The sequence below is a fragment of the Methylobacterium sp. E-025 genome, from assembly GCF_022829705.1.
In the GTDB taxonomy this organism is placed as follows: Bacteria; Pseudomonadota; Alphaproteobacteria; order Rhizobiales; family Beijerinckiaceae; genus Methylobacterium.
On record NZ_JAKSYR010000194.1, the window covers coordinates 1 to 21,894 of the forward strand.

General features: G+C 71.9%; 24 protein-coding genes. 7 read left to right on the plus strand and 17 right to left on the minus strand.

Annotated elements, in window-relative coordinates; genetic code table 11:
* Nucleotides 1-722, plus strand: a 722-nt coding sequence (locus MKK64_RS26870) for an APC family permease (RefSeq protein ID WP_243938771.1), incomplete at its 5' end; no start/stop codon positions are given.
* 238 nt (nucleotides 723-960) lie between these two features.
* On the opposite strand, the gene MKK64_RS26875 is transcribed toward MKK64_RS26870, so the two are convergent.
* The 5 genes from MKK64_RS26875 to MKK64_RS26895 form a co-directional block, all read right to left on the minus strand.
* Nucleotides 961-1,944 carry a sulfate/molybdate ABC transporter ATP-binding protein gene (locus MKK64_RS26875; RefSeq protein WP_243938825.1) on the minus strand — a complete coding sequence of 328 codons (984 nt, stop codon included), beginning with the start codon at nucleotides 1,942-1,944 and terminating at the stop codon, nucleotides 961-963.
* 58 nt (nucleotides 1,945-2,002) lie between these two features.
* Entirely contained in the window at nucleotides 2,003-2,875 is an 873-nt protein-coding gene (gene cysW / locus MKK64_RS26880) for a sulfate ABC transporter permease subunit CysW (RefSeq protein ID WP_147727627.1), read from the minus strand.
* Nucleotides 2,868-3,722, minus strand: a complete 855-nt coding sequence (gene cysT, locus MKK64_RS26885; protein WP_147727628.1) for a sulfate ABC transporter permease subunit CysT — start codon at nucleotides 3,720-3,722, stop codon at nucleotides 2,868-2,870. The genes cysW and cysT overlap by 8 nt, the downstream gene beginning before the upstream one ends.
* A gap of 125 nt (nucleotides 3,723-3,847) precedes the next feature.
* Nucleotides 3,848-4,804, minus strand: coding sequence for a sulfate ABC transporter substrate-binding protein (locus MKK64_RS26890; RefSeq protein ID WP_147843730.1), 957 nt, complete (start codon nucleotides 4,802-4,804; stop codon nucleotides 3,848-3,850).
* A 465-nt stretch (nucleotides 4,805-5,269) separates the two neighbouring features.
* A complete protein-coding gene (locus MKK64_RS26895) occupies nucleotides 5,270-5,473 on the minus strand; it encodes a hypothetical protein (protein ID WP_243938773.1) in 204 nt (67 codons plus the stop codon).
* A gap of 108 nt (nucleotides 5,474-5,581) precedes the next feature.
* On the opposite strand from MKK64_RS26895, the gene MKK64_RS26900 reads away from it, so the two are divergent.
* Nucleotides 5,582-5,791, plus strand: a complete 210-nt coding sequence (locus MKK64_RS26900; RefSeq protein ID WP_147844814.1) for a hypothetical protein — start codon at nucleotides 5,582-5,584, stop codon at nucleotides 5,789-5,791.
* A 20-nt stretch (nucleotides 5,792-5,811) separates the two neighbouring features.
* On the opposite strand, the gene MKK64_RS26905 is transcribed toward MKK64_RS26900, so the two are convergent.
* From MKK64_RS26905 to MKK64_RS26935, 7 genes are all read right to left on the minus strand, one after another.
* Complete coding sequence (locus tag MKK64_RS26905) at nucleotides 5,812-7,095, minus strand: hypothetical protein (protein ID WP_243938774.1); 1,284 nt, start codon at nucleotides 7,093-7,095, stop codon at nucleotides 5,812-5,814.
* Between the two features lie 290 nt (nucleotides 7,096-7,385).
* Nucleotides 7,386-8,306, minus strand: coding sequence for a tetratricopeptide repeat protein (locus MKK64_RS26910; RefSeq protein ID WP_243938776.1), 921 nt, complete (start codon nucleotides 8,304-8,306; stop codon nucleotides 7,386-7,388).
* Nucleotides 8,306-9,235 (minus strand): vWA domain-containing protein, encoded by a 930-nt coding sequence (locus MKK64_RS26915; RefSeq protein ID WP_147860389.1) that lies wholly within the window; start codon nucleotides 9,233-9,235, stop codon nucleotides 8,306-8,308. Before MKK64_RS26915 ends, MKK64_RS26910 begins: the two co-directional genes overlap by 1 nt.
* A 274-nt stretch (nucleotides 9,236-9,509) precedes the next feature.
* Nucleotides 9,510-10,529 (minus strand): VWA domain-containing protein, encoded by a 1,020-nt coding sequence (locus MKK64_RS26920; RefSeq protein WP_243938778.1) that lies wholly within the window; start codon nucleotides 10,527-10,529, stop codon nucleotides 9,510-9,512.
* Complete coding sequence (locus tag MKK64_RS26925; RefSeq protein WP_147844791.1) at nucleotides 10,526-10,993, minus strand: DUF4381 family protein; 468 nt, start codon at nucleotides 10,991-10,993, stop codon at nucleotides 10,526-10,528. Before MKK64_RS26925 ends, MKK64_RS26920 begins: the two co-directional genes overlap by 4 nt.
* 153 nt (nucleotides 10,994-11,146) lie before the next feature.
* Nucleotides 11,147-12,091 carry a DUF58 domain-containing protein gene (locus tag MKK64_RS26930; RefSeq protein ID WP_243938780.1) on the minus strand — a complete coding sequence of 315 codons (945 nt, stop codon included), beginning with the start codon at nucleotides 12,089-12,091 and terminating at the stop codon, nucleotides 11,147-11,149.
* Between the two features lie 103 nt (nucleotides 12,092-12,194).
* Nucleotides 12,195-13,193, minus strand: coding sequence for an AAA family ATPase (locus tag MKK64_RS26935; RefSeq protein ID WP_243938762.1), 999 nt, complete (start codon nucleotides 13,191-13,193; stop codon nucleotides 12,195-12,197).
* 229 nt (nucleotides 13,194-13,422) lie between these two features.
* Between MKK64_RS26935 and MKK64_RS26940 the strand changes: the two genes are divergently transcribed.
* The 3 genes from MKK64_RS26940 (at nucleotide 13,423) to MKK64_RS26950 (ending at nucleotide 16,543) form a co-directional block, all read left to right on the plus strand.
* Complete coding sequence (locus MKK64_RS26940; RefSeq protein ID WP_243938782.1) at nucleotides 13,423-14,136, plus strand: MgtC/SapB family protein; 714 nt, start codon at nucleotides 13,423-13,425, stop codon at nucleotides 14,134-14,136.
* 770 nt (nucleotides 14,137-14,906) lie between these two features.
* A complete protein-coding gene (locus tag MKK64_RS26945; protein ID WP_243938784.1) occupies nucleotides 14,907-15,650 on the plus strand; it encodes a hypothetical protein in 744 nt (247 codons plus the stop codon).
* A gap of 194 nt (nucleotides 15,651-15,844) precedes the next feature.
* Entirely contained in the window at nucleotides 15,845-16,543 is a 699-nt protein-coding gene (locus MKK64_RS26950) for an SDR family oxidoreductase (protein ID WP_147843314.1), read from the plus strand.
* Between the two features lie 31 nt (nucleotides 16,544-16,574).
* On the opposite strand, the gene MKK64_RS26955 is transcribed toward MKK64_RS26950, so the two are convergent.
* A complete protein-coding gene (locus tag MKK64_RS26955; protein ID WP_147727385.1) occupies nucleotides 16,575-16,928 on the minus strand; it encodes a hypothetical protein in 354 nt (117 codons plus the stop codon).
* A 284-nt stretch (nucleotides 16,929-17,212) separates the two neighbouring features.
* On the opposite strand from MKK64_RS26955, the gene MKK64_RS26960 reads away from it, so the two are divergent.
* On the plus strand, nucleotides 17,213-18,076 hold the full coding sequence (locus MKK64_RS26960; protein WP_243938786.1) for a C40 family peptidase: 864 nt from the start codon (nucleotides 17,213-17,215) through the stop codon (nucleotides 18,074-18,076).
* Nucleotides 18,077-18,273: 197 nt separating this feature from the next.
* Here the strand turns inward: MKK64_RS26960 and MKK64_RS26965 are convergent, their stop codons facing one another.
* From MKK64_RS26965 to MKK64_RS26980, 4 genes are read right to left on the minus strand one after another with little or no spacing between them, the layout of a single operon-like run.
* Nucleotides 18,274-18,759: a low molecular weight phosphatase family protein gene (locus MKK64_RS26965; RefSeq protein ID WP_147727383.1), complete on the minus strand. Its 486-nt coding sequence runs from the start codon at nucleotides 18,757-18,759 to the stop codon at nucleotides 18,274-18,276.
* 56 nt (nucleotides 18,760-18,815) lie between these two features.
* The gene (locus tag MKK64_RS26970) at nucleotides 18,816-19,340 is read right to left on the minus strand and encodes a UPF0262 family protein (RefSeq protein ID WP_243938788.1); all 525 of its coding nucleotides are present in this window, start codon (nucleotides 19,338-19,340) and stop codon (nucleotides 18,816-18,818) included.
* Between the two features lie 13 nt (nucleotides 19,341-19,353).
* Nucleotides 19,354-20,649: a histidinol dehydrogenase gene (hisD, locus tag MKK64_RS26975; RefSeq protein ID WP_243938790.1), complete on the minus strand. Its 1,296-nt coding sequence runs from the start codon at nucleotides 20,647-20,649 to the stop codon at nucleotides 19,354-19,356.
* Nucleotides 20,650-20,687: 38 nt separating this feature from the next.
* On the minus strand, nucleotides 20,688-21,122 hold the full coding sequence (locus MKK64_RS26980) for a DUF2948 family protein (RefSeq protein ID WP_147843311.1): 435 nt from the start codon (nucleotides 21,120-21,122) through the stop codon (nucleotides 20,688-20,690).
* Between the two features lie 290 nt (nucleotides 21,123-21,412).
* Here MKK64_RS26980 and MKK64_RS26985 point away from each other — a divergent pair, with 290 nt between their 5' ends.
* A complete protein-coding gene (locus MKK64_RS26985) occupies nucleotides 21,413-21,736 on the plus strand; it encodes a hypothetical protein (protein WP_243938772.1) in 324 nt (107 codons plus the stop codon).
* The last annotated feature ends 158 nt before the right edge of the window (nucleotides 21,737-21,894 follow it).

The window sequence follows — 21,894 nt, forward strand, 5'->3', positions numbered from 1 at the left end:
TGTTCTTCGCCTTCATCGGCTTCGACGCGGTCTCCACCGCCGCGCAGGAGGCGAAATCGCCCCAGCGCGACATGCCGATCGGCATCCTCGGCTCGCTCGCGATCTGCACAGTGCTCTACGTGCTGGTCGCCGCGGTGCTCACCGGCGTGGTGCCCTACAAGGACCTCAACGTCCCCGACCCGATCGCTAAGGGCGTCGACGTGATCGGCATCGCCTGGTTCTCGGCGCTGATCAAGCTCGGGGCGCTCACCGGGCTCACCACCGTGATCCTGGTGCTGCTCTACGGCCAGAGCCGGATCTTCTACACCATGGCCAACGACGGGCTTCTGCCGCGCCTGTTCGCCCACGTGCACCCGACCTACCAGACGCCCTATCGCAGCCAGATCCTGATCGGCGCGGCGGTGGCGATCGTGGCGGCGCTGGTGCCGATCGGGATCCTCGGCGAGATGGTCAGCATCGGCACGCTCGCCGCCTTCATCCTGGTCTGCGGCTCGGTGATCTACCTGCGCCGCTCGGACAAGGAGATGTACCGGCCGTTCCGCGTGCCGGGCGTGCCGACGGTGCCGATCCTCGGCATCCTGTCCTGCCTGTTCCTGATGGCCGGCCTGCCCCTCGACACCTGGCTGCGGCTCGTCGTGTGGATGGCGATCGGCTTCGCGATCTACTTCTTCTACAGCCGCAAGCATTCGGTGCTCCGCCGCCGGGACGGGACCACGGCGTGAGGGGCGGCCGTGCCGCTCCGATCGCGCGATGTCGGACGCCTCGGGGCAAGCGGTTCGCTGAGATCGCATCGATCTGCCGACCGATCGCCGCCGTGCACGGATCGTCGGAGGCGCAAGCGCGGGCAATGAGGCGGGAATTCGATCACTTGTTCGCGACAGGGGCCAGGCGCCGCTTCCGACGAGCTATCCGGTACCGTCAGGCAGAGATGCGTGAGCCTGGCACCCTCGTAGAGGAAGCTTACCCGAACACGTACCCCCCGTTGATCCGCAGGCCGACCTCGCGGCCGGCGGCGTAGCGCTCGCCGTCGGAATCCTCGACGATCAGCAGGCCGCCGTCGGGGCGGCCGACCTCGATGCGCTGGCGGCCCTGGCTGCGGTAGGACGAGCGGACGGTGCCGGTGAGGTGGGCGGTGGCGGGCTCCACCAGCTGGAGCTGCCAGGGCCGCACGAACAGCTTCACCGGGCCGATGAGGCCGGCGGGCGCGGCGACCGGGGTCGGCTTGCCGTCGACGCGGACCCGGCCGCCCTCGGCGATCGCCTCGACCTCGATGGCGTCGCCGAGGAAGCGCAGCACGGTGGCCGAGGCCGGGTTCTCCTGGACCTCGTCCGGGGTGCCGACCTGCTCGAGCCGCCCCTTGTCGAGCACGGCGACGCGGTCGGAGAGCTCCAGCGCCTCGTCCTGGTCGTGGGTGACGAAGATCGTGGTCTGGCCGGTGCGGTCGTGGATCTCGCGCAGCCAGCGGCGCAGGTCCTTGCGGACCTGCGCGTCGAGCGCGCCGAACGGCTCGTCGAGGAGCAGGACGCGCGGCTCGACGGCGAGCGCGCGGGCGAGCGCGATGCGCTGGCGCTGGCCGCCGGAGAGCTGCGAGGGATAGCGGTCGGCGAAGCCCGACAGCCGGATCAGGTCGAGCAGCTCGCCGACGCGGCGCTTGATCTCCGGCGCCGGCGGCCGCTCCGCGCGCTTTCGCGCGTTCAGCCCGTAGGCGATGTTGTCGGCCACGCTCATGTGCTTGAACAGCGCGTAGTGCTGGAACACGAACCCGACCGCGCGCTGCTGCACCGGCAGGAAGGTGGCGTCGTCGCCGCCGAACAGGATGCGGCCGCGGTCCGGCGTGTCGAGCCCGGCGATGATGCGCAGCAGCGTCGTCTTGCCCGAGCCCGAGGGGCCGAGCAGGCCGAGCAGCTCGCCCGCGCGCACGTCGAGGTTGAAGTCGTGCAGCACGGCGGCCGTGTCGAAGGTCTTCGACAGGCCCTCGACGCGGATCGCGGTCGAGTTCGCGTTAATGCCGTGCCCGCGACCCGAGCTCCGCCCCGTAGCGCCATTCGAGGAGGGATTTGAGGGCGAGGGTGACAAGGGCGAGTCCGGCAAGGAGCGAAGCGACGGCGAAGGCGGCGACGAAATTGTACTCATTGTAGAGGATCTCCACGTGGAGCGGGATGGTGTTGGTCAGGCCGCGGATATGCCCGGACACCACCGAGACCGCGCCGAACTCGCCCATGGCGCGGGCGTTGCAGAGAAGCACGCTGTAGAGCAGGCCCCAGCGGATGTTGGGGAGCGTCACCGTGCGGAAGGTGTGGAGGCCGGTGGCGCCGAGCGTCAGCGCCGCCTCCTCCTCGGCGTTGCCCTGCTCCTGCATCAGCGGGATCAGCTCGCGGGCGACGAACGGGAAGGTGACGAACACCGTCGCCAGCACGATGCCGGGCAGCGCGAACAGGATCTGGATGCCGTGGTCCTGCAGCCAGCCGCCGAACAGGCCGCGGCTCCCGAACAGCAGCACGTAGATCAGCCCCGAGACCACCGGCGAGACCGAGAACGGCAGGTCGATCAGCGTGATCAGCAGGCTCTTGCCGGGAAACTCGAACTTGGCGATGGCCCAGGCGGCCGCGACCCCGAAGACGAGGTTGAACGGCACGGCGATCGCCGCCACCGTCAGCGTCAGGCGGATCGCGGTCCAGGCGTCGGGCTCGGAGAAGGCCTCGAGATAGGCGCCCACGCCGCGGGAGAGCGCCTGGGCGAACACCGTGAACAGCGGCAGCACCAGGAACAGCGCCAGGAACACCACCGCGGTGCCGATCAGCAGCCCGCGCACGAGGCGGCCCTCGCTGGCGGCCTCCTCCTGCGCCGGCGCGGCCGTCAGGCTCAGATCAGACATAACCGAACCTCCGGCGGCTCCAGGCCTGGATCAGGTTGATCGCCAGCAGGGTCAGGAACGAGATCCCGAGCATGATCGTGGCGATGGCGGCCGCGCCCCCGTAATCGAACTCCGAGAGCTTGATGACGATCAGCAGCGGCGCGATCTCGGAGACGTAGGGCAGGTTGCCGGCGATGAAGATGATCGAGCCGTACTCGCCGACGCCGCGGGCGAAGGCCAGCGCGAAGCCGGTGAGTACCGCCGGGATCAGCGGCGGCAGCACCACCTTGATCAGCGTCGTCCACCGGGTGGCGCCCAGCGTCGCGGAGGCCTCCTCGACCTCCTTGTCGATCTCGGCGATCAGCGGCTGCACGGTGCGCACGGCGAACGGCAGGCCGATGAACACCATGGCGATGAAGATGCCGACCGGCGTGTAGGCCGCCTGGATGCCGAGCCGCGCCAGCTGCGCGCCGACGAGGCCGTTCGGGGCATAGAGCGAGGCCAGCGCGATGCCCGCCACCGCGGTCGGCAGGGCGAAGGGCAGGTCGACCACGGCGTCGACGAGCTTGCGGCCCGGGAAGCGGTAGCGGGTCAGCACCCAGGCGACGAGGAAGCCGAACACCGAGGCGGTGAGCGCGGCGAGCAGCGACACGCCGAAGCTGATCCTGAGGGCGCTGGCCACGCGCGGGTCGGTGGCGACGTACCAGATCCCCGAGAGGCCGAGGCCCGAGGCCTTGGCGACGAGGGCGGCCAGCGGCAGCAGAACCACCAGCCCGAGGCAGGTCAGCGTGTAGCCGAAGGTGAGCCCGAAGCCGGGGATCACGCTGGCTTGTCGGAAGCGCCGCTTCGGGCGGGGTGGGGCGACCATGGGAAGTCTCTCGAGAAACGTTCGGATCGGTCGACGCGGCCGGCCCGATCGCGGGTCCCTTCTCCCGGCGACCTCGGGCCTGCCCGGGATCGGCTGCCCGGATAGGGAGAGGGGGTCGGTCGGCGCTACCGCCCCTGGCGGCTCAGCTGGTCGAACAGGCCGCCGGTGTCGAAGTTCCGCTTCTGGATCTCGTCCCAGTTGCCCTGGAGATCCTCGATCTTGAACAGCTTGATGTCCGGCAGCTGCTTGAGGTCGGCCTCGGCCGCCGCGGCGGGCTTGAACGGGCGGTAATGGTGCTTGGCGAAGATCGCCTGCGCCTTGTCGGTGTAGAGGAAGGCCAGGTAGGCCTCGGCCTGCTTGCGGGTGCCCTTGCGGTCGACGTTGGCGTCGACCAGCGCCACCGGCGGCTCGGCGTAGATCGAGGTCGGCGGCACGACGATGTCGAACTTGTCGGCGCCGAACTCCTGGAGCACGAGGTAGGCCTCGTTCTCCCAGGTCGGCAGCACGTCGCCCAGGCCCCGCTGGGCGAAGGTGACGGTGGAGCCGCGGGCGCCGGTGTCGAGCACCGGCACGTTCTTGTAGACGGTGCCGACGAAGGCGTCGGCCTTGGCCGCGTCCTTGTCCTGGTTGTAGGCGTAGCCCCAGGCGGCGAGGAAGTTCCAGCGCCCGCCGGCCGAGGTCTTGGGGTTCGGGGTGATGACCTTGATGTCGGGCTTGGCGAGGTCGCCCCAGTCCTTGACGCCCTTCGGGTTGCCCTTGCGCACGAGGAACACCACCGTCGAGGTGTAGGGCAGGCCGGCATTCGGCTGCTTGCCGCGCCAATCCTCGGGGATGCGCTTGGTGAGCTTGGCGATTGCGTCGATGTCGGAGGGGATGCCGAGCGTCACCACGTCGGCGTCGACCCCGTCGATCACCGTGCGGGCCTGCGAGCCCGAGCCGCCATGCGAGGCGCGCACCGTCACGGTCTCGCCGGTCCTGGCCTTCCAGTCCTCGGCGAAGGCCGCGTTGATGTCGCGGTAGAGCTCGCGCGTCGGATCGTATGAGACGTTGAGCAGGGCCGTCTCGGCGTGCGCGCCGACCATCGTGAGCAGGCCGCCGGCCAGGCACAGCCCCGCCAAGGCCGCCCGCCGCCCGATCCGCCCCGTCCGCCGTGTTCCGTGCCGCTCGCTCACGCCGATCCTCCGATCATCACCGCGGGATGCGCGCCGGCCTCGGCCCGTATCCCTTACGAAGAGACCGGGTTTTCGTTCTTTTTACAGAACGTTGTCAACTGGTCGAGCGGCGCCGCACGACCGGAACACGGCGCTTCGACGCGCCATCGCTTGCCGAACCCGCTGGTATTTTACACACGAAAAACCGGATCTTCTCCGAACCGTCGTATCCGAAGAAGATATTTGCGGCGACCAGCCCGTTTCTTAGAACGAACGTTTTAGCGTCTCGGGCCGAACGGTGCCGCGCCTGCGAGGCGATGACGGACAGGCGACGGCGCAGCCGCGATCCCATCCAGGCATGCATGGACGCGGAGGAACCGCGGGGCCGCGGACGCCCTAGCTGTCGAGGTATCCCGCCTCGGCCAGCGCTTCGGCCACGGCCTCGAACCAGGGATCGCCGGGGGCGGGGCCGTCGGCCTGCGGGGCGAAGGCGTCGTCGGCCGCCGGGCGGGCCGCGGGCGCGTCGGCGCGCAGGCGGCCGCCGAGGCCGAAGAAGCTGGACGCCGCCGTCAGGGCCCCGCCGATCGCTGTCATCGTCATGCCGCACCCCGTTCGCGAACCGATCGTTAACGATGGTGTGGGGAAAGCGCTGCACACGCAAGGTGTGCACGTTCGAACGCGCCGTCGGCGCTTGCCTGCGGCTCAGCGGTGACGTGGCCGGCCTGCATCGCCGGCGGGACTTTTCGCGCTTCGCCGGCGGCCCCGCGGACAGCGCCCGGGCGCCCGGGCTATGGACGGCGGCGCGCCGGACCGGCCGCCCCAACCGACAAGATGTCCATGACCGTCATCGCCCTCGTGCTCGTCGCCAACCTGCTGCTCGCCGGGCTGTTCTCCCTCGTCGCCATCGCGGTCGACTGAGGAGGGCCCCGCGCCGGGCGTCAGCGGCCGAGCGGGCGATCGAGGGGGCCGTCCAAGGGGCCGTTCAAGGGGCCGTCGAGCGGATGGAGCCGGTCGGCCGCGACCGGGCCCGCGCCCCGCAGGCGGACGGGGCGCGACAGCCGGCGGGCGAGCGCCCGGAGGTCCGGCGCCGCGGCACCGCCCGGCGCGTAGAGCGCGCGGTCGAGGCCCGCGAGGCCGGCGGTGGTATCGGGGTCGGCGCGCCAGGCCCGGGCGAGATCGGGCTCGGCCGAGAGCGTCGCGGCGCGGAAGGCGGCGGCGTCGTTCGCGGCCGCCGCGCGGCGCAGGGCCGCCCGGGCGCCGCGCCGCAGCCGCAGGCGCCCGGCGCCCGTCCCGAACCCGATCAGCGCCAGCCCGAGGCCGAAGGCGGCGAGCCCGGCGGCGGCCGCGACCCACGGCGCGGTGGCGAGCGGGGGGGCGAGGTCGCCTTCCCGGTCGGGCAGGCCGCCGCCGATCTGGCGGGCGGGGATCTCGGCCTCGCGCATCGTGCGCGACACCGTGTCGAACCACGGGATAACGATCGCGTCGAGGGGGATGATCTCGGGCACGCCGGCCTTCACGTCCCACTGGTAGGTGGCGCGCGCCACCGGGCCGGCGGGGGTGATCAGGGTCTCGCGGGTGACCGGGCCGGCGAAGGTGAGGATGCCGCGGGTGCGCATCACCGGGCGCGGCGGCAGCCCCTCGGCGACCATGCCCTGCGCCTCCACCGTCACGATGCGCCGGGTGGTGTCGCCGAGCTTCACCGTCTCCGGGTCGGGCGACCAGGAATCGGTGATCGTCACGTCCTTGGCCGGCAGCCACCACGGCTCCTTGGCGTCCGGGCCGCCGCCCTCCTTGGTCCAGGTCGCGACCGGCAGCGCGACTGGGCCGGAGCGCACGTCGATCACCCGGCGCTGGCCGTCGTCGTTGATCGTCAGGCGGTGGTCGAACGGCTCGATCGTGAAGTCGCCGGCATGGTGCGGGAACACCGCGATCACCCGGTCGAAGGCGATGGCGCTCTGGCCGTCCTTCAGCTTGGTCCTGCTCCAGCGGTCGCGGCCGAGCTGGCTCCAGCTGAAGTTGGCCAGCGTCGGCTGGATCACCTCCTCGAGCAGGATCTGCTGCTTGTAGACCCCGTGGATGCGCAGCAGCACCATCTCGCGCACGAACGGCGCGGCGTTGCCGTTCAATTCGGGCGTGACCGTGAGGGTGAGGTCGCCCGGCTCGACCTCGGCGCGGGCGGGCTGGGCCAGGAGGAGGGCGGCGAACAGGACGGTCCATCGCATGCGACCCGCCCTTTCCTCCCCCCTTTGCGGGCCACGGTGTTCATGCCTCGCATCGGAGCCGTATCGATCGCGCTTGGATCCGCGCCACCCCGTCATCCCGGGGCTGCGCAGCAGAGCCCGGGATCCAGAGCCGCCGACGGCGCATGACGACCAACGCCCTGCGGTTCTGGATCCCGGGCTCGCCTCCGGCGCCCCGGGATGACGGGGAGGGCCTGAGAACCGCGTTTGCGAAGGCCATGAACCCGAAAGTGTCTGCTCGTGAGGGACGCGGCGCGGCGCATTCCAAAGCCTCACCATGGGTTGCTCCCGGCGGGCATGCTGGTGCCGGCTTCGATGCGGCGGGCCTGCTCGGCCTTGAGGCGGAGCTTGAGGTAGCGGCCGGGGTCGTCCGGCAGGGTCTGGAGCCAGAGGCGGTCGGGGCGGATCTCGTGCGCCTCGAAGCTCTTGGTGACGCGGCGCACCTCCTTCTCGGGGGCCTCGGCCACCATCGCCGAGCCGCCGCCGGTGCGGCCGCGCCCGGCGGCGTCGCCGGCCGAGCCCCGAGCCTCGCCGCGGCCCGATTCTACGGTCTGCTGCTCGGCCTGGCCGCGGCGCGCGACCTTGCTGTTGCCGGGGATCGAGGCCGAGGAGCTCGCCTCCTTGTTGCCCGCCAGGCCCTCGCCGCTGGAATTGGCCTGGAGGGTGTTGTCCTTCTCCTGGTTGGCCGTGTTGTTGTAGCGGGCGCCGTACTGCGCCGAGCCGTTGGCGGTGCCGCCGCCCTTGCGGTCGATCGCCTCGGCGACGAGCTGGGCGATCAGCGAGCGGTTGGCCTGCGCGTCGGCGTCGCGCGGGTTGAACTGCAGCGCCGCGTCGTAGGCCTCGATCGCGCCGGCATAGTCACCCGTCCGGGCGAGCGCGTTGCCGAGGTTGTAGGCGTTGCGCCGGCCGCCGTTGCGGAACACGGCCGCCGCCTCGTCGTAGCGGCCGGCCTCGTACAGGGCCGGCCCGCGCCAGGCCGGATCGTCGAGCACCGCGAGCGCCGCCGAGGGCAGCCCGACCCCGATCAGCAGGCGGCCGAGGCCGGTGCGCGGCTGCGAGACCAGCATCAGCGCGAGGATGCCGGCCCCGGTCGCGGCGAGCCCGAAGGTCCGGGCCCAGCGCCGCCAGCGGCGCAAGAGCGCGGCCGAGACGGCGGGGGAGAGCGGCCGGCGGCCGAGCGCGAAGGCGGCCATCACGCGCTCCTCCGGAACAGGATCAGCGCCGGCCCCAGCGCGAGCAGCAGCAGCCAGCGCCCGAGATCGGCGAAGGCGAGCACGGCGTAGCCGCCCGCCGCCAGGTGCTGCGCGGTGCCGGCGCCGACCGCGTCGAGCACCGGGGCGGGTGCCGACAGGTCGGCCGCGACCCCGCCGCCGGCGGCGGCGAGCCGGTCGAGGGCGGCCCGGTCGGTCTTCGGCGCGCCGGGCGGCAGGGTCTTCTGCGCCGGCACGAACACCCCCTGGAGCCGCCAGCCCTTGGCCCGCATCGCCTCGGCCTCGCGCAGGGCCGCGTCGCCGATGCCGTCGCCGTCGGTGATCAGCACCACGTCGGCGGCGAGCGCGCCGGCCTCCTCCAGGGTGCGGCGGGCCAGCGCCAGCCCGCGCTCGGGGTGGCTGCCGCGGTCGGGCACCGTGTCGGCATCGAGCGCGAACAGGGTGGTGCCGAAGCTGTCGCGGTCGGTGGTCGGCCCGGTCGCGACGTAGGCGTCGCCGGCATAGACCACCAGCGCCACCGCGCGGGTGCCGGCGGCCTCGGCCACGCCCTGCGCGATCTGGCGCAGGTCCTTCAGCCCGCCGCCCTCGGCGACCGAGCGCGACAGGTCGGCGACGATCACCGTCGCGTCGAGGTTGCGGAAGGTCGTCGCGTCCTTGCGCTCGACCGCGGGCCCGGTGAGCGCCAGCGCCACGAAGCCGGCGGCGAGGGCGGCCGCGAGGTTCGCCTGCCGCCGCCCGCCGAGCACCGCCCCGCGCCGGACCATCAGCGCCATCAGCGCCGGATCGACCGCCCGCGCCCAGTCGCCGAGGGGCGCGGCGCGGGCGGCGGCGCGGAAGGCCAGCACGGCGACCAGGGGAATCGCCAGCAGCCACCACGGCCGCAGCAGCGCGTAGGCGTCGAGGACGGTCATCGCGGGATGCCCCGGCAGTGGGGAGGGCCCCCCTCTCCCCGCACGCGGGGAGAGGCCCGGCCGCACCTCGTCGTGCGGCCGGGAAGCGGAGGCGAAGCCGAGGCGGCGGTGAGGGGACGGTGCCCTGGGAGGCTCGCCGGTCGAAGCCCCCTCACCGTCGGCTGCCGCCTCGCCGCGACGACGACGGGGTCGTCGCGGCCCTCTCCCCGCGTGCGGGGAGAGGGGATGCGCGAAACGGTCGGCGGCAAGGCGGGCACGAGCCCGCGCGCTGGCATCATCCCCGCCTCCGGGAAGCCAGGAGCAGCCCGGCGCAGGCGAAGGCGAGCGCCGCCGGCCAGGGCCAGAGGTCGCGGCGCAGGGGCACCGGGGGGGCCTTGGCGCGGCCGCCCTCCAGGGTGTCGATGGCGTCGGCCACCGCGACGAGGTCGTCGGTGGTCCGCACCCGGAACGCCTTGCCGCCGGTGATCTCGGCCATCTCGCGCAGCGTCTCGGTGTCGACCACGTCCTGCTCGCCGTCGGCGTCGGCCATGTCGCGGGGGCCGAGGGCGATGGTGTAGACCTTGATGCCGAGCTCCTTCGCCAGCGCCGCCACGTCCCGCGGCGTGGTCTGGCCGGCGTTGTTGGCGCCGTCGGAGAGCAGGATCACCGCCTTCGAGGACGCGACCGGCTGGCCGTCGATGCCGGAATCCTTCGGATCGAGCCGGCGCAGCGCCAGCCCGAGGCCGTCGCCGATGCCGGTGGAGCGGCCGACGAGGCCGATCGTCGCCTCCTCCAGGGCCCGCGCCACGCTCGCCGTGTCGAAGGTGAGCCCGGCCGCGACGAAGGCCTGGTCGGCGAAGATCACCAGGCCGATGCGGTCGCCGGCGCGGCGGCGGATGAAGTCGGCGCCCACGCGCTTGACCGCGACGAGGCGGTTCACGGTCTCGCCGTCGAGCGAGAAGTCGCGCCGCTCCATCGAGCCGGACAGGTCCATCGCCAGCATGATCTCGCGGCCCGAGGCCGGCAGGGCGGTGGCCGGCAGGACGAGGCGGGGCCCGGCGAGCGCGACGACGAGGGCCGCCCACAAGGTCCAGATCAGCCAGGTCCGGCGGCGGCCGCGGGCGGCGACGTCGGCGCCGGCCTCGGCGCGCGCCACCAGCGAGGCCGGCACGCGGAGCGCACCGCTGCCGCCCGCGGCCTCGGCCGGGACGAAGCGCTGGACCAGCAGCGGCAGCGGCAGCAGCAGCAGCGCCAGCGGTGTCGCCCAATCGAACGCGGAACCGAGCGCCGTGACCCAGGCCGGGAGCAGGCTCATCCGCGCATCCGCCCGATCAGGCGCCCGAGCTCGGCATCGAGGACGGCCGGGTCCGGCCGGTCGCTGCGGCGATAGAGCCCCTCGGCGAGGACGCGCCCGGCGCCTTCGGTGAAGAAGGTGGTGGCGAACAGCCCGTCGAGCCTGTGCGCCCAGGCCGTCCCTTGCGCGCTCGCCGCATCCTCGCCCTGCACGGTGCGGGCGACGCGGCGCAGCAGCCGGGCCTGCGCCACGAGCCGGGCCTCCGGGTCGAGGTTTCGCGCGGCGGCGAGATCGCGCAACGCCGCGCGGCGGACCGTGGCGCGGGCGCGGACCCGGAGATAGCGCACCAGACCGACGAGCAGCGCGGCGGCGAAGCCCGCCAGGATCGCGACCACGACCTCGCCGGAGATCGCCCCCGCCGCCTGGTTCGGCAGGTGCAGCCCGCGCAGGGCCTCGAGGGTGGGAGGAGCGTCGGCGGGGGTCATCGTTTTCCGCCTGCGGGCATACGCACCCCCTCCCCCCGACGGATCTCGGGCAAGCCCGAGATCCGCGCCTCGTGTGCCCAAGTCGGGCAGGCCCGACTTGGGTGCGGGGGAGGGTACCCTGCGGAGCAGGGGGGGAGGGAAACGGCGGCGGCTTCACAACACCGCATCGAGCCGCTCCATCAGCGGGGCGTAGGCCTCCGGGCCGGCCTCGACGTCGAGGCGCAGGCCCGCGATGCCGCGGCGGGCGTAGTCGGCCAGGCGCTCGTCGGCGGCGAGGCGCGCGGGCGCCGGCTCGCGGGCGGGCTGGCGTGCGGATTGGCGGGCGGACTGGACAGTGCCGCGGCGGCCGTCGGGCAGGGCGAAGGGATAGAAGCCCGGCGGCCGGGACCGCTCGAAGGCGTCGCTCACCAGGATCAGGCGGATCGACAGGCTCTCGGCGAGCAGCGTCAGCAGGCGGTCGAAGTCGGGGCCGGGGCTGTCGAGCGCCGAGGCGAGGACGAGGTGGCCGCCGGACGGCAGCAGGCTGCGGGCGAGCGTCAGCAGCGCGTCGAGCGGCGGATCGGCGGCGGCGGGTTGCGCGAGGGCGCGGGCATGGGCCGACGCGAGCGCGCCGGTGACGGCCGTCATCGCGCGCTCGCCGCCGGCCGGGCGCAAAGCCGTCGGCTCGTCCGCGCCCGCGACCACGAGGCCGACGCGGCCGCCGTCGCCGACGACGCGCCAGCCAAGCAGCGCCAGCGCCTCGGCCGCCGCCACCGAGCGCAGCGCCCGGCGGGTGCCGAACAGCATCGAGGGGCGGAAATCGGCGAGCAGCACCACCGCGCGGTCGCGCTCGTCGTGGTGGGTGCGCACGTGCAGGATGCCGGTGCGCGCGGTGGCGTTGCGGTCGATGTGGCGCCGGTCGTCGCCCTCCGACCACAGCCGCACGTCGTCGGGCTCCGAGCCGCGCCCGCGGCGCTTGGTGACGATGCCGCCGGGCAGGCCCGCCAGCGTCCGCGTCGCCGGCGTGACGCCGCGGCGCGCGAGGTGGCGCAGGCCCATCAGCGCCTCGCCGGAAAGGTGGAAGGCCGGGTTCGTCTCGGGGGCGGCGGTGGCGGTCATGCCGGAATCCGGCCAGCGCGGCGCGGCCGCCTCTCCCCATGGGAGAGGGGGCCCGCGCAGGGCGTGGTCGCGCGGGGCCTTCTCGCGGTTGCCGGGACCACCCTCAGAGCGCCCGCACCCGCTGGACCAATCCGCCGACGATGCCGCGGGTGGTGAGCCCTTCCGCGGCCGCGCGCCAGGTCAGGCCGATGCGGTGGGAGAGCGCGTCGGCGGCGAGGTCCGCCACGTCCTCGGGGACGACGTGGTCGCGGCCGTGGAGGTAGGCCCGCGCCTTGCCGGCGACCATCAGCGCCAGCGTGCCGCGCGGCGAGGCCGGATGCTCGATCGCGGCGCGCAGGTCCGGCGCCGCGGAATCGGTGCGGGTCGCGGCGACGATGCGCACGAGATAATCCTTCAGCGCCGGCGAGACGTAGGTCTTCAGCGCGGCCTCGCGCGCGGCCAGCACCTCGGCGACCGAGAGCTTCACCGGCATCGCCTCGCCGTGATGGTTGAGCTCGCCCTCGACGAGGTCGAGGATCTTCCGCTCGGAGGCCTCGTCCGGCATCCCGACCACGACGTGGAGCAGGAAGCGGTCGAGCTGCGCCTCGGGCAGCGGGAAGGTGCCGGCATGCTCGATCGGGTTCTGGGTCGCCACCACCATGAACGGGTCGGCGAGCGGATGGGTCGCGCCGGAGACGGTGATCTGGCCTTCCGCCATCGCCTCGAGCAGGGCCGACTGCACCTTCGGCGGCGCGCGGTTGACCTCGTCGACGAGGATCAGCGAGTGGAACAGCGGGCCGGGCAGGAACTCGAAGGTGCCGGCATCCTGGCGCCACACGGTGGTGCCGGTGAGGTCGGCGGGCATCAGGTCGGGCGTGCACTGGATGCGGGCGAAGGAGCCGTCGAGCCCGTCGGCGAGGCGCTTGACGGCGCGGGTCTTGGCCAGCCCCGGCGCGCCCTCGATCAGCAGGTGGCCGCCGGTGAGCAGCCCGATCATCAGGCGCTCGACCAGGCCCTCGCAGCCGATCAGCCCGTGCTCCAGGCCGGCGCGGAGCTCGAGGATGCGGGCCCGCAACGGATCGGCGGCGGCAGCCGGACGCTCGGCAAGCGCAGCGCCGCTCATGCGCGCGCGGACCCTGCGCGACACGGCCGGGCCGGCTGGAAGGAAGCCTTCATCCTGCACGTCTCCTCGTCGAAACCGGCGGGCTGAACCCGCCGCACTTGGATTCTTGATCGATCCATAGTCGAGCCGGTGTGCCCGCTGCCCGGGGCACCCGTCAATCCCGCTGCGACCTCGGGTTGGGACCGGCTCCCGTCACGGAACCGTCATGCGCGCCCGTCTAGGAGACCGGATGGTCCTTCTACCCACGCCCCTCCCCGAGCCGGTCAATTCGGCGATCAGCCTGATCGTGGCCTTCGTGCTCGGCACCCTGATCGGCGCCGAGCGGCAGTACCGCCAGCGCACCGCCGGCCTGCGCACGGCGGTGCTGGTGGCGGTGGGGGCGGCCGCCTTCGTCGATCTCGGCATGCGGCTGACGGGGGCCGAGGGCGCGACCCGCACCGTCGCCTACGTGATCTCCGGCATCGGCTTCCTCGGCGCCGGCGTGATCATGAAGGAGGGCATGAACGTGCGCGGCCTCAACACGGCTGCGACCCTGTGGTGCTCGGCCGCAGTCGGCGCCTTCGCCGGCGCCGACCTGCCGCTGGAGGCTTTGTTCGTGGCGGTCGCGGTCCTGGCCTGCAACACCCTGCTGCGCCCGCTCGTCAACGCGATCAACCGCGCGCCGATCGACGAGCGCGCGACGGAGGCGACCTACGAGGTCCAGGTCACCACCGCCCCCGGCACCGCGGGCCCCGCCCAGGACATGCTGGTCGAGCGGCTGGAGGCGGCGGGCTACCCGGTCGGCGGCGTCGAGGTCGAGGAGCGCGGCGACGCGGCGGTGGACGTGGTCGCGACCCTCATCGCCAGCGCGGTGGCGGCCAAGGAGCTCGACGCGGTGGTCGCCGCCCTGCAGGCGCAACCGGGCATCCGCCACGCCACCTGGGCGGTGCAGACGGGGGATTGAGGGAACGGGGCAAGGCGCCGAACCCGTACGTTTCGCGCGCAAGGCGCCCACGTCGCCTTCCCCTCCCCCGCACCCAAGTCGGGCCTGCCCGACTTGGGCACACAGCGTGCGGATCGCGGGCAAGCCCGAGATCGTCGGGGGAGGGAAGGGGGGCGTGTCGAAGCTGCGTCCGAGGGTGGAGGTACCGAACGTGCGGCGGCACACCGGGCGATCCCCAACGGCGCTTTCCCGCTATTATGGCGCTGACGCCACAAGCGCTCCGCCCGAACGAAAATGGCCGCCGGGGGCGTTAACCCTCGACGGCCAGGACGGTCACATCGTCGTTTCATTCAACTCGCGGGCGGCTCTCAGTAGAAAGAGAACGAACCCTGCCCGCAGCAGCGGGTATGAGTACGGACGACTTCCTGTCGCCCAAAGCGGATGCGCCGGTACGTCCGAACGCGGTGACAGGCACGGTTGCTCTTGCACTTCGTCATCGGGCTTTCTCCGATGGCCCGTTGAAAGGGCAGCGCGCAGGTGCTATAAAAACTCCGGTTGTTAGGCACCCATACGCCTAGAACCGGACAGCGGGGGGCCACCCGCCGTCCGGCTACCATCCCGAAAGGTCCGTCTCAGGGTTGCACCCCTGATTCGGGCCTTTCCTCGTTCAGGCCCTGCATCGTAACCGCGATCAACCGGATCCACAAGCGCTCCCAAGCCCCAAGGAATGTACTATCGCGTTCCTTGGCAATCCGTGGCAATCTGTTCTCGGATGTTCCCGGGAGGCGACCGTGGCCCAGGATTTGGTGTCGGCGCTTGAGGCCGAAATCGAAAGCTTAGAGGTGGAGCTGCGCGAAGATTTGCGCTTCGTTCGACTGCAAACTCTACGGCATGCGCTCGCTTTGTATACCGATCCCGACAGTGCCATGGGGCAAATCCGCCAGGGCGTGCCAACGATGATGCATTCAGGCAATGTAGTTCGCGGCGGAACTGCTGCACGTCAATTCAAACATGACCTGTCTTCAATCAGCGCCGCGCATCGTGCGGCCGGACGCCGCACGTCTGTTGAAAAGTCACAGGCGCTTGATGCAACCGTTATGTTGCTTAGAAATAGAAATGGTCCAGTCCCCACACGTGAAATCCTAGACCATCTTCTAGATCTTGGTATTGAAATCGGCGGGGCGTCTCCACTCAACAATCTAAGCGCGACTCTGTCGAATTCAGACAGATTTAAATCAATGGGCCGCCTAGGATGGCTGCTTAACGAAGTTGAAGCATCGGCACACTCGGGCGCAAAGGATACAGATCCAAATATTTACAAAAAAATATCTATGGAGTTCATTGATGAGCAAACAGAAGATGGGCTTTCGCAATTAGCAAGCTACGTCGAGTTTAACAGCGATCTTCCCGACAGCGTCAAAGATGAACTGTATGCCCGGTTCAAATGGAAGACTGATTATGATTACGACTCTGGTTCAGGCAAGTTTTATGAGGCATTTATTAGAGAATTACAGGATGCAACCCTAAGGATCTAACGATGCCATGTCCTAGCATAGCTAGAGCCTACAAGATATTATTTAGCTGGCAGCTAGTTCAGAGAGCTTCACTTCGTCAAGCTCAAGTGCAGCTAGACAGGCGAGCATAAAAGTTGCGGCAAAGGTTCCGCATCGCGCGATGAAGCCACCTTCCTCCCAAGAAATCCCGAACCCGGCCTCGCAGGAGACATCCCATGGCAGAACTCGAACATCCGTCGGCCAGGAACGCGCTGATCGTCGGGGCCTCGCGCGGCCTCGGGCTCGGGCTCGTCGAGACCTTCCTGGGGCGCGGCTGGCGCGTCACCGCGACCCAGCGCAAGGCCTCGCCGGGCCTGGCCGCCCTCGAATCCGAGGCGCTGACGATCGAGACCGCCGACATCGACGACGACCAAGCGGTCTCGGCCCTGCACGACCGGCTGGCGTCCCGAACATTCGACCTGGTGTTCGTGGTGGCCGGCGTGGCGACGCAGGCGCACGATCCGCTGCACGCGGTGCCGCGGCCGGTCGCGGCGCAGGTCTACCTCACCAACGCGATCAGCCCGGTCCGCTTCGCCGAAGCCTTCCGCGATCGGCTCGCGCCCGGCGGCAGCCTGGTGTTCATGAGCTCGATCCTCGGCAGCGTCGGGCTCAACACCTCCGGCGGCTGGGAAAACTACCGCGCCAGCAAGGCGGCGCTGAACACCCTGGTCCGCAGCTTCGCGATCCGCCACGCGGCGGAGAACCTGAGCGTGGTGCTGATGCATCCGGGCTGGGTGCGGACCGAGATGGGCGGCGACGGGGCCGACATCGACGTGGCGACCAGCGTCGCCGGCATGGCCGACGTGATCGAGGCCCGGCTCGGCCGGCCCGGCACGGCCTATCTCGACTACCGCGGCGAGACGCTCGCCTGGTAGCGCGGGACCCGAAGGCGGTCCGCGGGCGCCGTCAGCGCCGCGGATCGAGCGGGCGGCCGCGGCGCTCGACGATCACCGGCGGGCGGGTGCGGCGCTCGACGATGACGGTGCGCGGCGCCCGGCTCGGGCCGGCCTGGGCGATGATCCGCTCCGGCACGCGCTCGGGCTTGGCCCGCAGCGCCGCGACGACGTGCGGGCGGACCTCCTCGGCGGGCAGGCCGATCAGCCCGGCGGCGATCTCGATCTGCTGCTCGAGGTCGTCGGACAGGTCCTGCGCGGCGGTCACCGCCTCGACGATCGTCGGCGGCTCGCGGCGGACCCGGATCGGCGGCAGGTCGGCAAAGCTCTTCTTCGACTTCTTCACGGCAGGGCTCGCGCTCGTCATGGCCCACCGTACCCGATTCGCGCCGATTGTGCACCGCATCAAAACGAGGCCGTCGCCGTCCTGCCATGCATGCCCCGGCGTGCCGAAGAGGCAGGCAGAGGTGCGCCGCGATCCTGCGGGCGCGCTGGCGCATTCATGATGCAGTTGCCGTCTCAAGCGGCACGACGATGCGTCGAAATGGCGCGGGGGGAGACGCGCCCCGGGGCGTGGTTCGGTCATCGCGGCCCGCGATCATCACTTCGAGACGCCCGCAGATTCCGAGACAGCCGCAGCCCCGAGCCGTGATGACGAGCCCGCCGACCGCCAACCACGATCCGCGCACCACGCCGGCCCGGCCGGACCTCGCCGACATCCGCCTGCGCGGCACGGTCGAGGCGGCGCGCTTCGTCGCCGGCGAGCCGCGCCGGGTCGTGGTCCCGGCCGCCCCCTTACGCCGGACGCCGCGACCGGAGGCCGGGCTCGAGACCGAGGCGGTGATGGGCGACGCGGTCGCCGTGTACGAGGTCGGCGACGAGTTCGCCTGGGTCCAGCTCGTGCGCGACGGCTATGTCGGCTACCTGCCGGCGGCGAGCCTCGGCCCGGCCGACCCGGCCCCGACCCACCGGGTGACGGCCCTGCGCAGCTTCCTCTACCCCGCCCCCGACATGAAGCGCCCGGCGCTCGGCCATCTCGGGCTCGGGGCGCGGATAACGGTCGCCGACACGGCCGGCGACTTCGTCCGGGTCGGCGACGCCTTCGTCTTCGCGGCCCACTGCGCGCCCCTCGACCGCACGGTGCCGGACTACGCGGCCACCGCCGAGCGGCTGGTCGGGACGCCCTACCTGTGGGGCGGGCGCACCAGCCTCGGGCTCGACTGCTCGGGCCTGGTCCAGCTCTGCCTCGATCTCGCCGGCCTGCCCTGCCCGCGCGACGCCGACCAGCAGGCCGGCGCCGTCGGCCGCGCCCTGCCGATCGGCTTCGACGGCCTGCGCCGCGGCGACTTCGTCGACTGGCGCGGCCATACCGGCCTGATGCTCGACGCCGACACCCTGATCCACGCCAACGGCCATCACATGGCGGTGGCGGTCGAGCCCCTGCGCCGGGCGGCGGAGCGGATCGCCGCCAACAGCTACGGCGCGATCACCGGGATGCGCCGGCTGGAGGCGTGAGGGCGCGACTTCCCCGCCGCAACCGATCGTGTCGACCACCTCGCGCCGAACCGGCCCCCTCTCCCGAACGCGACAGGGGCCCGAGATTTGCCGGCAAAACAGGTGAGCGCGGCAGACCTTCGCGCGGGATGCGCCGCGATCGGTTCGCGCGGCGGGGAAGCGCAGGATCGACCGCGGAGCCTCCCGCGCCGCGTCCCCTACCCCTTCAGCCGCATCTTGATCCGGTAGGTCAGCCCGTCGCGGACGTCGCGGTAGGCGTCCATGCGCTGCTCGCGGGAGGCGTCCTGGAGGATGGTCGGGTCCGCCGTCTGCCAGTACTCGACGTCGGCCGCCAGGGTGTGGGTCATCGCCAGCGCCTTGTGGTGCGCCTCGGGGGCCAGCGTCACGATCAGGTCGAAGTTCAGCCCCTCCCACTCGTCGAGCTCCTCGATGGTGCGGGGCCGGTGCTTCCTGGCGTCGATGCCGATCTCGTCCAGCGCCGCGACCATGAACGGGTCGACCGGCTCGCCCGAGCGCACCCCGGCCGACTGCACGTAGACCGACTTGCCGAAGTAGTGGCGCGCGATCACCTCCGCCGCGGGCGAGCGCACGGCGTTGAAGTTGCACATGAACAGCACCGACTGGACCCGGCGCTTGCGCGGCACGACGAGGTCGCCGGGCGGAGGCGGGACGAGAACGTCCATCGCGCGGGGGCTCTCAGCGTCTGTGCCGGTGCGGGCGTCGGCGGCGCAGGCCCACCTCAGCCCTTCCAGTGCAAGGCGAAGACCAGGGTGAACAGCCGCCGGGCGGTGTCGTGGTCGAGGTCGACCTTGCCGGCCAGGCGCTCCCTCAGGGTCTCGGACGCCTCGTTGTGCAGGCCGCGCCGGCCCATGTCGATCGCCTCGATCTGCGTCGGGGAGGCGGTGCGGATGGCGTTGTAGTAGCTCTCGCAGATCATCTCGTAGTCGCGGATCACCCGGCGGAACGGGGTCAGCGACAGCAGGTGGGTCATCACCGGGTCGCCCGTCGGGGACAGGATCGCGAAGGAAAGCTTGTTCTCGACGAGCCCGAGGTTGAGCGCGTAGGGCCCGGTGCGGCCCGGGATCGCGAAGTGGTTGTCCTCGAGGATGTCGAAGATCGCGATCGCGCGCTCGTGCTCCTGGTCGGGGTTGCCGCGGCCGATCGAGTCCTCGTCGAGCGTGACCCCGATCAGGCGATCCGTGCCCTTCCCGGCCGGCTCGGCCCGCTTCTCGACCCCCGTCCCACCCCCCTTGACCTCCGACATCGTGCGCGTGCCTTCAAAGGTTCAGCCGGATCGCGACGGAGCGGGCGTGCCCCTCGAGGCCCTCCGACCGGCCCAGCGTTATCGCCGCGGGGCCGAGCGCCCGCAAGCTCTCCGGCGTGCAGGCCAGGATCGTGGTGCGCTTCATGAAGTCGAGCACCCCGAGGCCGGACGAGAACCGCGCCGAGCGCGCGGTCGGCAGGACGTGGTTGGGGCCGCCGACGTAGTCGCCGATCGCCTCGGGCGTGTGCGAGCCGAGGAAGATCGCCCCGGCGTTGCGGATTTTTCGCGAGAGCGCCTCGGCGTCCTGCGTCTCGATCTCCAGGTGCTCCGGCGCGAGCCGGTCGACCAGCGGCACCGCCTCGTCGAAGCTGCGGACCCGGACGATCGCGCCGTAGTCGCGCCAGCTCGCCCGCGCGATCTCCTGGCGCGGCAGGGTGGCGAGCGCGCGCTCGACGGCGGATTCCGCGGCCTCGGCCAGCGCGGCGCTGTCGGTGATCAGGATCGACTGGGCGGCGACGTCGTGCTCGGCCTGGGCCAGCAGGTCGGCGGCGATCCAGTCCGGGTTGGCGTGGCCGTCGGCCAGGATCAGCACCTCGGAGGGGCCGGCGATCATGTCGATGCCGACCAGGCCGAACACCCGGCGCTTGGCCGCCGCGACGTAGGCGTTGCCGGGCCCGACGATCTTGGCCACCGGCGCGATCGTCTCGGTGCCGTAGGCCAGCGCCGCCACCGCCTGCGCCCCGCCGACGCGATAGACCTCGTGAACGCCCGACAGATGCGCGGCGGCGAGCACCAGCGGGTTCGACTGCCCGTCGGGCATCGGCACCACCATGACGATCCGCGGCACCCCGGCGACGCGGGCGGGAATCGCGTTCATCAGCACCGAGGACGGGTAGCTCGCCGTGCCGCCGGGCACGTAGAGCCCGACCGATTCGAGCGCGGTCCAGCGCCAGCCCGAGGTGACGCCGAGGGCGTCGGTGGTCCGGCGGTCGCCCGGGACCTGCTCGGCGTGGAACGCCTCGATCCGGGCGGCGGCGAAGCGCAGCGCCTCCAGCGCCTCGGCCGGGCAGGCTTCGAGCGCCGCCGCGATCTCGTCCGCGGTGACGCGCAGGGCGGACGCGCCGAAGCCGTCGCCGAGCCGGTCGAATGTTCGGGTGTAGTCGACCAGCGCCGCGTCGCCGCCCTTCACCACGCCGGCGATGATGGCGCGCACGGTCTCGTCGACGTCCTCCGAGATCTCGCGCTTGACCGTGAGCAGCCGGGCGAAGTCGTCCGCGAAGGTCGGGTCGCTGCTATCGAGGCGGATCATCGGGCACTTCTTCTGGTGAGGGCGTGGGACGCGACGGCTCAGGCCGACGGGCCGGAGGCGGGCGCCGCGTGGCCCGGGCGGCTGTCGGCCTCCCAGACCGGCCCGAGATCCTTCATCCGCGCCTCGATGCACTCGACGTCGAGGCGGATCGCGGCCTGGCCGGAGAACAGCAGCGTGACGATGCCGGACGGCGCCTCGGTCTCCTCGAAGGTGATCGCGAGCAGGCTCAAGCTGGCATCCCCCGGCGTCAGGCCGCGGGTGCGGACCCCGAGCACGCGCTCGAAATGCAGGCCGGCGAGCCGCCGCCGCGGCGTCTCCGGCGCCTGCCAGTCGAACCGGCGCAGCGCCAGCACGAAGCGGTGCTCGGCGGCGAGGAAGGTGAGGTCGGCCACGTTCAGCACCGCATCCTGAAGGTGGGCGGAGATGACGGTGAGGTCCTCGGCGTCGAGGGCCGCGAGCTTGAGGAGCTCCATGTCGGGGGGCCGCTCCGAGGGAGGTTTCACGGGAAACATTTTCGCCCGCGTCAGTAGCGAGGCCGGCCGGTTCCGGCAACCGGAGGCCGTCGTCGCAGGCCGAGGGCGGACGGGGCGGCGGCCGTGCACCATGCCAGACGATTGTGGCGGCCGATGCGCAGTCTGCCGCGTTGAGCGTCGGGGCCGCCGGGCGGACAGCCGTTGCGCCGGCCTCAGCCGACGTTCAGGCAGCCCCGCGTAGAGACCCGGTCGACCCCACGTCGACCTCGGACCGGAGACGGACACACTCTATGACCATAAAGCGCCTCACCCTCGCGGCCATCGCCGCCCTGACCCTCGGGACGACCCTCGGCGCGACCGTGGCGAGCGCCCAGTACTACGATTACGGCGGCCCGCGCCGGTTCGACCGCGGCTACGACGACGATCGCCCGCGCCGCCGCGACTACGACGAGGATCGCTACGACCGTCGCCGCGACGACTTCCGCGGCGGCCGCGGCGGCAGCATCTGCGTCACCGCCCGCGGCAACTGCGTCACCCGCCCGGCGCCGTTCAACTCGTCCTGCGGCTGCGAAGTCCCGGGCTTCGGGTTCAAGCGCGGCGCCATCGGCCGCTGATCGGAAGGCTTCCCATCGGCGAGGGGCCGTCCAGCCATCCGGGCCGGGCGGCCCTTCTCGTTTCGGACGCCCGTCGATCGGGATTCCACCCGCGACTTCGTCCCGAGGCGCGCCCACCAGGCTGACGCCGCGACGGATGCGGGTGCGGGCGGGCGACG

What these genes read in the sequence shown, in the direction of transcription:
- cysW (WP_147727627.1), bottom strand. Translation starts at nt 2,875, where the DNA reads ATGTCTGATCTGAGCCTGACGGCCGCGCCGGCGCAGGAGGAGGCCGCC.
- cysT (WP_147727628.1), bottom strand. Translation starts at nt 3,722, where the DNA reads ATGGTCGCCCCACCCCGCCCGAAGCGGCGCTTCCGACAAGCCAGCGTG.
- MKK64_RS26890 (WP_147843730.1), bottom strand. Translation starts at nt 4,804, where the DNA reads ATGGTCGGCGCGCACGCCGAGACGGCCCTGCTCAACGTCTCATACGAT.
- MKK64_RS26895 (WP_243938773.1), bottom strand. Translation starts at nt 5,473, where the DNA reads ATGACGATGACAGCGATCGGCGGGGCCCTGACGGCGGCGTCCAGCTTC.
- MKK64_RS26905 (WP_243938774.1), bottom strand. Translation starts at nt 7,095, where the DNA reads ATGCGATGGACCGTCCTGTTCGCCGCCCTCCTCCTGGCCCAGCCCGCC.
- MKK64_RS26910 (WP_243938776.1), bottom strand. Translation starts at nt 8,306, where the DNA reads ATGGCCGCCTTCGCGCTCGGCCGCCGGCCGCTCTCCCCCGCCGTCTCG.
- MKK64_RS26915 (WP_147860389.1), bottom strand. Translation starts at nt 9,235, where the DNA reads ATGACCGTCCTCGACGCCTACGCGCTGCTGCGGCCGTGGTGGCTGCTG.
- MKK64_RS26920 (WP_243938778.1), bottom strand. Translation starts at nt 10,529, where the DNA reads ATGAGCCTGCTCCCGGCCTGGGTCACGGCGCTCGGTTCCGCGTTCGAT.
- MKK64_RS26925 (WP_147844791.1), bottom strand. Translation starts at nt 10,993, where the DNA reads ATGACCCCCGCCGACGCTCCTCCCACCCTCGAGGCCCTGCGCGGGCTG.
- MKK64_RS26930 (WP_243938780.1), bottom strand. Translation starts at nt 12,091, where the DNA reads ATGACCGCCACCGCCGCCCCCGAGACGAACCCGGCCTTCCACCTTTCC.
- MKK64_RS26935 (WP_243938762.1), bottom strand. Translation starts at nt 13,193, where the DNA reads ATGAGCGGCGCTGCGCTTGCCGAGCGTCCGGCTGCCGCCGCCGATCCG.
- MKK64_RS26940 (WP_243938782.1), top strand. Translation starts at nt 13,423, where the DNA reads ATGGTCCTTCTACCCACGCCCCTCCCCGAGCCGGTCAATTCGGCGATC.
- MKK64_RS26950 (WP_147843314.1), top strand. Translation starts at nt 15,845, where the DNA reads ATGGCAGAACTCGAACATCCGTCGGCCAGGAACGCGCTGATCGTCGGG.
- MKK64_RS26955 (WP_147727385.1), bottom strand. Translation starts at nt 16,928, where the DNA reads ATGACGAGCGCGAGCCCTGCCGTGAAGAAGTCGAAGAAGAGCTTTGCC.
- MKK64_RS26960 (WP_243938786.1), top strand. Translation starts at nt 17,213, where the DNA reads ATGACGAGCCCGCCGACCGCCAACCACGATCCGCGCACCACGCCGGCC.
- MKK64_RS26965 (WP_147727383.1), bottom strand. Translation starts at nt 18,759, where the DNA reads ATGGACGTTCTCGTCCCGCCTCCGCCCGGCGACCTCGTCGTGCCGCGC.
- MKK64_RS26970 (WP_243938788.1), bottom strand. Translation starts at nt 19,340, where the DNA reads ATGTCGGAGGTCAAGGGGGGTGGGACGGGGGTCGAGAAGCGGGCCGAG.
- hisD (WP_243938790.1), bottom strand. Translation starts at nt 20,649, where the DNA reads ATGATCCGCCTCGATAGCAGCGACCCGACCTTCGCGGACGACTTCGCC.
- MKK64_RS26980 (WP_147843311.1), bottom strand. Translation starts at nt 21,122, where the DNA reads ATGGAGCTCCTCAAGCTCGCGGCCCTCGACGCCGAGGACCTCACCGTC.
- MKK64_RS26985 (WP_243938772.1), top strand. Translation starts at nt 21,413, where the DNA reads ATGACCATAAAGCGCCTCACCCTCGCGGCCATCGCCGCCCTGACCCTC.